Origin of the sequence: Streptococcus danieliae, from assembly GCF_013415245.1 — a bacterium.
In the GTDB taxonomy this organism is placed as follows: domain Bacteria; phylum Bacillota; class Bacilli; order Lactobacillales; family Streptococcaceae; genus Streptococcus; species Streptococcus danieliae_A.
Window position 1 is genome coordinate 1 of sequence record NZ_JACBXX010000123.1, and the last position, 11,468, is coordinate 11,468.

An 11,468-nucleotide genomic window follows, 5' to 3' on the forward strand; every position below is an offset into this window, starting at 1 on the left:
TATAGTGGATGTCCATGGGATAGCCTTTCTCAGTATTTTGTCGTAATTATATTGTATCAAGACTATCTCCATAAAGCAAAAAAGCAACGGCTCTTAAACCGTTGCTTTTTTGCTTTAGTCAGAGAGAGTTTTGTCCCAAGCTCGTTTTTTCATTTTTCCTGCTTGCATCGATTTTTTAGATTTGGTATACTCTTAAAATTGTAGAGAGGAGATTGAAATGTCACTTATTTCACAAATTTTATTGGTCCTATCAGCGGCCTTATTTTTCTTTATTTTCTACTTGGAAACCTTGGCGACAACGTCGGATAAAACCAGTCAAACCTTTGGGATGACCAAGGCAGATTTGGAATCCAAATCTTTAAATGTACTGATGCGCAACCAAGGTGTTTATAATGGCTTTATTGGATTGGGCCTTTTGTATGCGGCTTTCTTTAGCAGCAATGGGAAAGAAGTAGCCCTGGTCTTTTTGGTGAATATCTTAGTGGTTGCCCTCTATGGAGGACTGACCAGCAACAAGTCGATTATCCTCAAGCAAGGTGGCCTGCCTTTCTTGGCCCTCTTGAGCTTGATTTTCTTATAATAAAAAGGAGCAGTTTGCTCCTTTTTATTATAGGGTTTCGTAGCCGAGTAGGACGCCACCTTCTTCGGCATAAAAGCTACAGATGCCAGAAGTTGGCAGGCTATGGATTTCAGCTTGGGGGTATTCAGCATGGATGAGTTTGCTGAGGTCTTGGACAAAGTCCGGGTTGCTGCGGTGGGAGATATGAATCCGTCCCCCTTTATAACCGGCTTTTTTCATCTCCGCCCAAGTTGTGGAGACGGCTTTTTTGTTACCACGCGCTTTTTGGAGCAATTCAAGCTCGCCCTTGCTGCTGGCTTGGCCGACCATGCGGATATTGAGGAGGCCGACAACTTTCCCGACAATCTTGTTGAGGCGGCCATTTTTGACCAGATTATCCACCTTTTCGAGGACAAAAACCAATTTACTTTGTTTTTGATATTCTTCGATGGCAACAAGGATTTCAGGATAGGTCAATCCTTGTTTGATGTATTCATTGAGTTGGTAGACGAGCAGGTCCATCTCACCTCCGGCAGAGAGGCTGTCGATAATATGAACCTTGGCATTAGGGTGGGTTTCTAAATACATTTCCCGTGCCAAACGAGCTGCGTTGTTACTGCCCGAAAGGGTGCCGGTAATGGTCACCACAAAGATGGCGTCCGCATCTCCAAAGGCTTGGAGATACTGGTCTGGGCTTGGGCAGGCAGACTTAGATGCCTGCTCGCTAGCGTACATAACCTCCATCATGAAATCAATGTCCAGGTTGGCCTTATCCGCAAAGGTCTTATCACCCACTTGAATATACATGGGGATCGATTCAAAGGTTGTGTTGGGGGCTAAATGCTCCAACTGGCGGTAGTTACAGGCAGAGTCTGCAATAATTTTCCACTTCATCAGGTGCTCCTTAAAAATTGTACATTTTACACAGTTGTGTCCTATTATCTAGTATAGCACAATTTTGTTAAAATTCCAAAGAAAAAGCGAGTGTGCTATAATTGTCTAGTATTTAGGAGGAAAAGGTATGTCACATCAACGACTGGCCTGGGATGAATATTTTGCCGCCCAGGCGCTACTCATATCCAATCGTTCCACCTGCACCCGGGCCCAGGTTGGGGCGGTGCTGGTTCATGATCACAAGGTGGTCTCCACCGGTTATAATGGTTCTGTATCGGGGACCGAGCACTGTATTGACCAAGGCTGTTTAGTGGTCGACGGCCACTGTGTGCGAACCCTGCATGCAGAAGTGAATGCGATTTTACAAGGGGCTGAACGGGGGATTCCCCGGGACTTTACAGCCTATGTTACCCACTTTCCCTGCCTGCATTGCTCCAAGCAATTGCTGCAGGTCGGCTGCTCACGGGTTGTCTACATTCACGACTACCGAATGGATTCCTATGCCCAAGAACTCTATCAACAAAAAGCAGTGACCCTGCTCCAAATCCCACTAGAACAGGTCCAAAAAGCGATCCAAGAAAGTAGTTTCTTCCATTAATCCCAAAATCTTTTACATTCCTATCTGTATATGGTAGACTGGAAGAGTTAATGAGTCCCGAAAAGATAGCTTCGGCTAGTTCTTTGTAACTTTTTAACGACGATTAATTAAAAGGGGGACATATATGTCTGAACGTAAATTGTTTACTTCAGAATCCGTATCAGAAGGACATCCAGATAAGATTGCTGATCAAATCTCCGATGCCATTTTGGACGCGATTCTAGAACAGGATCCAGATGCCCATGTAGCCGCTGAAACAGCAGTCTATACAGGCTCTGTTCATGTCTTTGGGGAAATCTCAACCAAGGCTTATGTGGATATCAACCGGATTGTTCGCGATACCATTGCTGAGATTGGCTATACCAATACCGAATATGGTTTCTCAGCGGAAACGGTTGGTGTCCATCCATCCTTGGTGGAACAGTCTCCAGATATCGCCCAAGGGGTTGACGCTTCCTTGGAAACGCGTCAGGGGGACAATCAAGATCCTCTGGATCAGATTGGTGCCGGGGACCAGGGGTTGATGTTTGGTTTTGCGGTTAATGAGACACCGGAATTGATGCCGCTGGCTATTTCCCTGTCTCACAAATTGGTTAAACGCTTGGCAGATTTGCGTAAGTCTGGGCAGGTGGCCTATTTGAGACCGGATGCTAAAAGTCAGGTTACTGTTGAGTATGATGCTGCTGGGAAGCCAAGGCGTGTCGACACGGTGGTCATTTCAACCCAACATGATCCAGATGTTAGCCAAGAAGAACTGGCGCAGCTGGTCAAAGAGCAAGTCATTGCTCCGGTGATTCCAAGTGAGCTTTTGGATGACCAGACCCGTTACTTTATCAATCCAACGGGCCGTTTTGTAATCGGGGGACCCCAGGGGGATTCAGGTTTAACGGGCCGGAAGATTATTGTGGACACTTACGGAGGGGCAGCCCGTCATGGTGGTGGTGCTTTTTCAGGTAAGGATGCGACCAAGGTAGACCGGTCAGCTTCCTATGCCGCTCGTTATATTGCTAAAAATCTTGTCGCGGCTGGTTTGGCTGAGAAGGCTGAAGTTCAGTTGGCCTATGCGATTGGGGTTGCCCAGCCAGTGTCGATTCGGATTGACACCTTTGGGACTGGCAAGCAAGACGAAGCTGCTTTGGAAGCGGCTGTGCGCGCTCACTTTGACCTACGCCCAGCAGGGATTATCCAGATGTTGGATTTGAAAAAGCCGATTTATAAGCAAACGGCTGCTTATGGCCACATGGGACGGGAAGACCTTGATTTGCCATGGGAACGCCTGGATAAGGTGAAAGCTCTTCAAGCGTTTTTTCAATAAGAAAGAAACTACTGGTTACTTGAGAACTGGTAGTTTTTTTGTTCACGAACCTAAAATAAAATAGGCGACTAGATTCCCGACTCTAGCAAGAGAGCTAAAAATGTGATATAATCGTGGCAAACCACTGGTTTTTTATTAGTTTCAAGAAAGAGTCTATCAACATGAAAAAAATTGTGATTAATGGGGGACGCCCTCTTAAGGGAGAGGTGGTAGTTTCGGGTGCCAAAAATAGTGTGGTTGCCTTGATTCCAGCCATTATTTTGTCAGAGGATGTGGTGACCCTAGATGGTGTGCCGGATATTTCAGATGTGGCGAGCCTGATTGATATTATGGAGGTCATGGGGGCCACCGTCAAGCGGGATGGAGATAGTCTGGAAATCGATCCGTCCGGTGTGCAGTCTATGCAAATGCCTTATGGGAAAATTAATTCTTTACGTGCCTCTTACTATTTTTATGGTTCTTTGTTGGGCCGTTTTGGCGAGGCTACGGTCGGTTTGCCAGGTGGTTGTGATCTTGGACCTCGGCCCATTGACTTGCATTTGAAGGCCTTTGAAGCGATGGGAGCACGGATGACCTATGAGGGGAATTCCATGCATCTGACAACCGATGGTCAGGGAGTTCATGGGGCTGTGATCTATATGGACACCGTTTCTGTGGGGGCGACCATCAATACTATGTTGGCGGCGGTTAAAGCCAAAGGTAAGACCGTCATTGAAAATGCGGCGCGGGAGCCGGAAATTATCGATGTGGCAACCTTGTTGAACAATATGGGAGCCCACGTTCGGGGTGCCGGAACGGATGTGATTACCATTGAAGGGGTGGAACGTCTCCATGGAACCCGTCACCAGGTGATTCCAGACCGGATTGAAGCCGGAACCTATATCGCCATGGCGGCAGCAGTTGGTGAAGGTGTTAAAATTACCAACGTACTCTACGAACATTTAGAAGGCTTTATTGCCAAGTTGGAAGAAATGGGTGTGCGGATGACGGTTTCCGAGGATAGTGTCTTTGTCGAAAAACAAGCATCCTTGAAGGCCATCAATATTAAAACAGCCCCTTACCCAGGATTTGCGACGGACCTCCAACAACCGATTACGCCTTTGCTCTTGAGAGCAGAGGGACGTGGCTTGATCCTGGATACGATTTATGAAAAACGGGTTAACCATGTTCCAGAATTGGCACGCATGGGAGCAGGCATTACAACTGTTGGCCACCAGATTAGCTACGAAGGTCCTAACACTTTACATGGCGCGCAGGTGAAGGCAACGGATTTACGCGCAGGAGCAGCTTTGGTGACAGCTGGATTGATGGCGCAAGGTCAGACAGAGATTACCAATGTGGAATTTATCCTGCGTGGTTATTCCAATATTATTGATAAATTGCGCAACTTGGGAGCCTCTATTGATCTCATTGAAGATTAGCATGAGGGGAGGTTGAGACCAAAGTCTAGTCTCATTGACTTTGGTTAGCAAAATGCCTTTGACGCAGTAGCTGATTGGCCTCTTCGCTCGCTTTTCGAGCTCGGAAGAGGGCCAAATCAGCCTTGCGGGGGTGGGACTATGAACTAAATTTTTTCAAATTTAGTTCTGCCCCACTCCCTTTTCTTACGGTTATCAGGAGAATCGCTTATGACTCTATGGACCCACTTAGCCCAATATTCTTTTCTGCAAACACCCCGGCTTCACCTACGTCCGCCTTTGATTACGGATTTGGAGTTTTTTCATGCCCTGGCCCATGATCCGGAGAATGTGGTCTACATTTTTCCAGCCCAGGAGACCCTGGACGAAAGTTTGGTCCTGTGGACCCATGCCTTTCTAAAAAATCCCTTAGGAACCTGGGTTCTGGAAGATTCCCATGCGGGGCATTTGATTGGGGTTATTCGGTTGGAAAAAATTCAAGAAATGTCTGCGGAAGCGGAAGTTGGCTATTTTTTGGATAAAAGGTATTGGGGTCAGGGACTGATGGCGGAAGCCTTAGAGGCCCTTAGCCAGATTCTACTGGTCCCAGAGGGCTTTCAGACTCTGATTCTCCAAGCTCATCTTGAGAACAAGGCCAGTCAGCGAGTCGCTGAGAAAGCAGGCTTTAGTTTGTATCGCCAGTTTAAGGGCAGTGATCGCTATACCCGGAAAATGCGGGATTATGTAGAGTTCCGACGAAAGCGAGGGGCTGATGAGTAAGCATCAAGAAGTTTTAAACTACTTAGAGACTATGCCGATTGGTCGAAAGGTCAGTGTTCGCAGTGTGGCTAATTTTTTAGGCATCAGTGAGGGCACAGCCTACCGTGCCATTAAAGAGGCTCAAAACCGGGGCTGGGTGGAAACTCGTCCCCGGAGTGGAACCTTTCGGGTTTCTCCCAAGGATGATGCCCAGACTCCCTTGACCTATGGCGAGATTGTTGAGGTCACTGAGGCTCAGGTGCTAGCCGGAGCTGATGGCTTGGATAAGGAGTTTTCAGCCTTCAGTATTGGAGCTATGTCGCGCCAAAATGTGGTGACCCACCTCAAGGATGGTGGCATGGTCATTGTGGGGGACCGGATGTCTGTTCAGGAACTAGCCCTCCACCATGATTGTGCGGTTCTGGTGACGGGTGGTTTCCCTGTGGCAGAGAAGATTTTAGACTTGGCCAATCGCTTGTCAATCCCGATTCTATCCAGTAGTGAGGATACCTATCAGGTGGCTAGTCGGATTTCCCAGGCTGTGTCCCAGCGGCGGATAAAGTCCCATATTTTAACGGTGGCAGACAGTTATACACCGATTCGGGAATTTGGTTTTCTGACCAATCAGCACCAGGTCCGTGATTTTTTGACCCTGATTCAGAAAAAGCATATCTCGACCTGCCCCATTGTGGATGAAGCTGGTTTTTTCCAAGGCTTGGTCAACCTCAAAGAAATTGGCGGTCAGGCGGGGCATGTCAGTCTGGAAAAATTACTGCATCCCATATCTGCTACAGCCAAACTCTATACCAGTCTGGCTGTGGCCCAGCGAAAAATGATGGAACAGGGGATGGAATTTTTGCCCATTATCGACGAAGAAAACCGCCTGTTGGGGGTTCTCCGCAAGGAAGATTTGATTAAGGATGGGAGCCCAGGTAGAAGTGAACTGGCAGCTACTTTTTCCGAACAGGTCCGTCCCTATTTGGAAAAGGGTGAATCTTCTTACCGCTTGCGCGTGGCACCCTCGCTTTTGGATGAGCAGGGGAGCTTGGCTGCGGGGGTTTTGACAGAGGTAGCCCTTCAGCTGACCAAGTCCGAATTGGCGCTAGCCGGCTCGGGTTTCTATCTGACCTCGGCTTCGGTCCATGTCTTTCAATCGATTGAGGTGGAGGAGGTGCTGCTAGTAGAGGGTACTCTCCTCCATCAAAGCCGGACTAGTCGCGTTTTTCAAGTGTTATTTAAAGAAAAAGAGCAGGCAGTTGCTCAAATTACAATAGAAATTACAGTACAATAAGGAGAAACTATGATTACATTAAAATCCCAACGTGAAATTGATTTGATGAAGGCTAGTGGGGAGTTCTTGGCTAGCGTTCATAGAGGCTTGCGGGATTTGATTAAACCAGGAATGGATATGTGGGAAATTGAGGAGTATGTGCGTCGTCGTTGTAAGGAAGACAATGCTCTACCGCTCCAAATTGGGGTTGAGGGCCACTTGATGGACTATCCGTATGCGACTTGTTGCTCGCTTAATGATGAGGTTGCTCATGCCTTTCCCCGCCATCAGAAATTGAAAAAGGGCGATTTGATCAAGGTCGACATGGTTGTTGGCTTGGTGGACAAGGCGGAATTGGATGTGGCGAGCTTGGATTTTGATGATGTCCCAACCATGCGTCGCTTGTCTGAGGACTTCCGTGGTGGTGTGGCGGATTCTTGTTGGGCTTATGCCGTTGGTCAGGTGTCTCCAGAAGTTCAGGAATTGATGGATGTGACCAAGGAATGCCTCTATCGCGGCATTGCGGCAGCCCAGGTCGGTAATCGTCTCGGTGATATTGGGGCAGCCATTCAGGACTATGCAGAAAGCAAGGGCTACGGAGTTGTCCGTGATCTAGTTGGACATGGTGTTGGCCCAACCATGCACGAGGAGCCGATGGTTCCTCATTATGGTCGCGCTGGTCGTGGTCTACGCCTCCGGGAAGGGATGGTTTTAACCATTGAACCGATGATTAACCAAGGGACTTGGGAAATTGATACCGATATGCAAACAGGCTGGGCCCACAAGACCTTGGATGGTGGCCTGTCTTGCCAATATGAACATCAATTTGTAGTGACCAAGGATGGTCCGGTCATTTTAACAAGCCAAGGGGAAGAAGGAACCTATTAAGAGTTTGGGAATTCTAGGTGATGTGCAGCGGTAACAGAAAGTAGAGGTTGGGATGAAACAAATGGAAAAATTAAAGACGTGGTTTTCGAAGTTGGGTCAGAAACCACTAGTGGCTGCCCTGGGGCGCTTTTATGGCCAAGCCGATAGTCAGGTGATGGCCATTGCCATAGCCTACTATTTGATGCTGTCCCTTATTCCATTTTTTATCATTATCGCCAATCTCTTACCTTATTTACCCATCAACGCCAATGATATTTTGGCCTATCTCAAAGCTTGGCTACCAGCCAGCCTTTACCCGACATTGGCTCAGTTGATTGAAGGGGTTCTGTCCAAACCGTCTACGGGATTTTGGAGCATTGCCCTCCTATCGGCCTTCTGGACCTTGTCCTCCAGCATGTGGATGGTGGAACAAAGTTTTAATCGGGTTTATGGTGTAGCGAAGCGAACCAACTATCTACTTTCCCGGCTCTTGAGCCTGGTCATGGGAGTCCTCCTGCAGGTAGTGATTTTGACCTTGAGTTTCCTCAGCCTTTTTTCATCCTACCTGCTGGAGCAGGTGAAGACCTGGCTGAATCTAGAGCGTCTACCTCTGGAGGACCTACTTCGAGGCTTGAGTAGTTGGAGCATGGTCCCCTTGATTTTACTTCTGTTTTTCCTTTATTACACCCTCCCCAATGTGGCCATTAAGCGGATCCGTTACACCCTCCCTGGTGTGCTACTGGTGACAGGGGTTCTCTATCTTTTTAATGGCTTTATCAATCTGTATTTGATCCGTTTTATGGGGCGGTTCACAGACTACCGGTTTGTCGGATCGGTCGTGCTCTTTGCGGTGATTTTATGGTTTATCCTAATCGCTAGAGTGCTCATTATTGGAGCCGTTTTAAATGCCTCTTATCAATTTGTAAAAGAAGGGGAGTTCGACAGTAAAACCTATTTATAAGACGAAAAAGGCTAGGAGCGGAATCCTAGCCTTGATTGTTTGTAAATACAAAGAGTTTGCTGATGAGAAGGGACGTCACATCAGTAAGGAACATTAATTTTTTTCTAGCATATTAGATGAAAACAAGGTATAATTATAAGTGAAATCGTTTTCAATCTATTGATTCTGTGAGTTTAAATCAGTTGACAATTGGTAGGGAGAGTGGTGTGAAAAAGTTACTACTCCCTTTCTTATACAGCATTTCGAGTGTTTGGAGGTGTGGTTATGAAGAAGTTATTCTTAAGCCTCTCGATACTGTTTCTATCACTTATAGTTGCTTTTCATTTAGGGGAAAATCGGGAGCAATTGTTATTTGCAAGTTATCCTTCTGTAGATATTATTGACAGGGGAGATAACAGGGAGTCTTGGGAGAGTTTTGCTAAGAACTTAGATACTTTTGCTAGAGAGCAGGACAGTCTTCTTGCTTTACGGACAAGAGTCCCTAATTCTGATGGAAAAGTGTCTTTTGTTTACACGACATTTGGTGATGGAACAAGTCCTGACGGATTAAAATTGCAAGGGTCTGGGGATAGTCAAGATGTTAAAAATGCTTATCTACTATTAGATGGTCCATTGACAGCTGAGCATTTATCCGCCTATTTTCATGCTCAAGGCTACCAGAGTTTTTCTTATGAGTCCTCCTCGTTATGGAAGCTCTCCTTTTCTATTCTTGGCACTCCGCTCTATCTTCTGTCCCTGGCTTTAGCTGCCCTCGCTTATTTTAGCATAACTGTCATCGAAGGTATTAAAACTCTTCGGCACAGAGGTCTGAAGTTGTTATCTGGTCAGTCCTATTTTCAAATTTTTCTTCAAGCTTTCAAAAAAGAGGCAGTCTTCTCAGCTCAAATGACTGTTTTAGCTTTCTTAGTAGGAGCTGTCTTTCTATTCTTGTCGGCTGTAAGAGAGATTCTCTTTTTTCAACTATTAGCTTTTATCCTTATTCTTTATATTGTTGGTTTATTACTGATTTATTTATCCCTACAACTTCTTTTGCTTTTGCATCTAAAATACAGTCCTCTTGTATCTCTCTTAAAGGGGGCACTGCCTTTTTCTCGATTACTAAGCCTGCTTTTATTAAGTCAATGTGTTGCGCTATTGGCTTTAGGGTGGACGGAGAAGACGGTCTCATATGCTTGGAATCAAGTAACAGAGTTGGCCAGTGTTGAACAAGACTGGAATCAAGCCAAGGAATTGGTAGAGATTGGTTACAGTTTTGGGGCGGCTTTTACGAAGGGAGAAGAACAGAGAGAACAAGAGGAGTCATGGCTCTCCTTTATTCATGAAGCCTGGAAAAGTAATGCTATTTTTGTCCACAATGATTTGAGAGCTCGGCAGTTTGAAGTGGATCGGTCAGACTCCATTTTCTTACAAGTATCTTCTTCTTATTTAGAGAATCAGAAGTTGGACTATCCGAAAGAGTGGGATGCTTTACAAGTAGGGCAGTTTGGTTTGTTGTTACCAGAGAATCTCTGGAGTCAAAAGGAACTCTATCTAAGTCAAATGAAAGAGAAATGGGGCACGGATATTCAAATCTCCGCATTTCCATACAAGACTAGTAAAAAGCTATTTATCTATAATACTTCTTGGGATTTAAACCAGCGAATTTCGGATCCGATCTTGGAAGTGATTGGACCCGAATCGATAGTGGATAAAGACTTAGCCCGCTCCTATTGGTCGAGTACGGCTAGCCAGTTTTTACAAGTTCCCGGCTATCAGCAGACTCTTCAATTATTGGAAAAAACAGGAGCTGATCGCTGGGTGTCAAGTATTGAATTTTCGCAGAAAAATTATCAACTAGCTTTGGTTCAAGCAAGACAGGAATTTACTTTCTTAGTTCTAGGAGCTTGTTTAAGTGGATTTATTTCACTTCTTTTGTATTTCACCACGCAGGGAATTTATTTCCAAGAATTTAGAAAGGAGATTTTCCTGAAGCGATTAAATGGCTTGAATTTTTGGGAAGTGCATGGAGTCTATCTGTTCTTGCAGTTAATAGTCCTTGGAGTAGCAGCAAGTTTACAAATCTATTGGGCAATTCGACCGCTTTTTGTTTTAGGAAATAGTCTCTTATACCTTATATGCTTATTGCTGTTGCTCTATTATCAACAATTAAAAGAGGATCAATCAGCAGTGCTTCTTTTAAAAGGAGGGGGGTAAAGACATGCTCGTATGTGATCAGCTTGAGAAAAGTTATGGACAACGATCTGTATTTCAGGACTTAAGCATTCAATTTGAGGCTGGGAAAGTTTATGCTCTTGTGGGGGCAAGTGGCAGAGGTAAGACAACGCTCTTGAATATTTTAGCCAAGCTGGAACGCCCTGATAGTGGAAGGGTGTTCTATCGTGAGAAGGATCTGAACGCTTTACCAAGAATAGATTTTTTTAGAAATGATCTCGGCTATCTTCTTCAGCAGGGAGGACTGCTTGAGAATGAGACCATTGCTGCTAATTTAGAACTGGCTCTGGTTGGGAGAAAAACTCCAGTAGATAAGGAGGCCTTCTTTGCACAAAAGCTGGCTCAAGTTCACTTGGATTATCTTGATCTGGAACAAAAAATCTATGAGCTATCTGGAGGAGAAGCTCAGCGTGTGGCTATTGCCAAACTCTTTATTAAAGAACCTCCTCTGATTTTAGCAGATGAACCAACAGCTTCCTTGGATGCTGAAAATAGTCGATTGGCAATGGATTTATACTAAATAAAAATCGAATTTTGAATTATAATAGATTGTATGAAATTGAAATTAGATAAACAACAAGAAACTGAATTGAGATTAGCTCTTAGAAATAAAGACTACGCTACTTATCATAGACGC

11 protein-coding genes are annotated in these 11,468 nt (G+C 45.4%); 10 read left to right on the top strand and 1 reads right to left on the bottom strand.

Going from position 1 to position 11,468, the window contains the following annotated elements; all coding sequences use genetic code 11:
• Positions 1–217 precede the first annotated feature (217 nt).
• The gene (locus HZY94_RS05120; protein WP_179925283.1) at positions 218–580 is read left to right on the top strand and encodes a DUF1304 domain-containing protein; all 363 of its coding nucleotides are present in this window, start codon (positions 218–220) and stop codon (positions 578–580) included.
• 27 nt (positions 581–607) lie between these two features.
• Here the strand turns inward: HZY94_RS05120 and HZY94_RS05125 are convergent, their stop codons facing one another.
• Positions 608–1,453 (bottom strand): DegV family protein, encoded by an 846-nt coding sequence (locus HZY94_RS05125; RefSeq protein WP_179925284.1) that lies wholly within the window; start codon positions 1,451–1,453, stop codon positions 608–610.
• A gap of 127 nt (positions 1,454–1,580) precedes the next feature.
• Here HZY94_RS05125 and HZY94_RS05130 point away from each other — a divergent pair, with 127 nt between their 5' ends.
• From HZY94_RS05130 to HZY94_RS05170, 9 genes are all read left to right on the top strand, one after another.
• Positions 1,581–2,051 (top strand): deoxycytidylate deaminase, encoded by a 471-nt coding sequence (locus HZY94_RS05130; protein WP_160332521.1) that lies wholly within the window; start codon positions 1,581–1,583, stop codon positions 2,049–2,051.
• A gap of 124 nt (positions 2,052–2,175) precedes the next feature.
• Positions 2,176–3,366 carry a methionine adenosyltransferase gene (metK, locus tag HZY94_RS05135; protein ID WP_160332520.1) on the top strand — a complete coding sequence of 397 codons (1,191 nt, stop codon included), beginning with the start codon at positions 2,176–2,178 and terminating at the stop codon, positions 3,364–3,366.
• Positions 3,367–3,527: 161 nt separating this feature from the next.
• Positions 3,528–4,787 carry a UDP-N-acetylglucosamine 1-carboxyvinyltransferase gene (locus HZY94_RS05140; protein ID WP_179925285.1) on the top strand — a complete coding sequence of 420 codons (1,260 nt, stop codon included), beginning with the start codon at positions 3,528–3,530 and terminating at the stop codon, positions 4,785–4,787.
• A 207-nt stretch (positions 4,788–4,994) separates the two neighbouring features.
• Positions 4,995–5,543: a GNAT family N-acetyltransferase gene (locus tag HZY94_RS05145; protein WP_179925286.1), complete on the top strand. Its 549-nt coding sequence runs from the start codon at positions 4,995–4,997 to the stop codon at positions 5,541–5,543.
• Positions 5,536–6,813 carry a DRTGG domain-containing protein gene (locus HZY94_RS05150; RefSeq protein ID WP_179925287.1) on the top strand — a complete coding sequence of 426 codons (1,278 nt, stop codon included), beginning with the start codon at positions 5,536–5,538 and terminating at the stop codon, positions 6,811–6,813. The genes HZY94_RS05145 and HZY94_RS05150 overlap by 8 nt, the downstream gene beginning before the upstream one ends.
• Before the next feature lie 9 nt (positions 6,814–6,822).
• Positions 6,823–7,680: a methionyl aminopeptidase gene (locus HZY94_RS05155; RefSeq protein WP_179925288.1), complete on the top strand. Its 858-nt coding sequence runs from the start codon at positions 6,823–6,825 to the stop codon at positions 7,678–7,680.
• 52 nt (positions 7,681–7,732) lie between these two features.
• Positions 7,733–8,620, top strand: a complete 888-nt coding sequence (locus HZY94_RS05160) for a YihY/virulence factor BrkB family protein (protein ID WP_179925289.1) — start codon at positions 7,733–7,735, stop codon at positions 8,618–8,620.
• A gap of 264 nt (positions 8,621–8,884) precedes the next feature.
• The gene (locus HZY94_RS05165; protein ID WP_179925290.1) at positions 8,885–10,813 is read left to right on the top strand and encodes a DUF1430 domain-containing protein; all 1,929 of its coding nucleotides are present in this window, start codon (positions 8,885–8,887) and stop codon (positions 10,811–10,813) included.
• A gap of 4 nt (positions 10,814–10,817) precedes the next feature.
• A complete protein-coding gene (locus HZY94_RS05170) occupies positions 10,818–11,351 on the top strand; it encodes an ATP-binding cassette domain-containing protein (protein WP_179925291.1) in 534 nt (177 codons plus the stop codon).
• Positions 11,352–11,468: the final 117 nt, after the last annotated feature.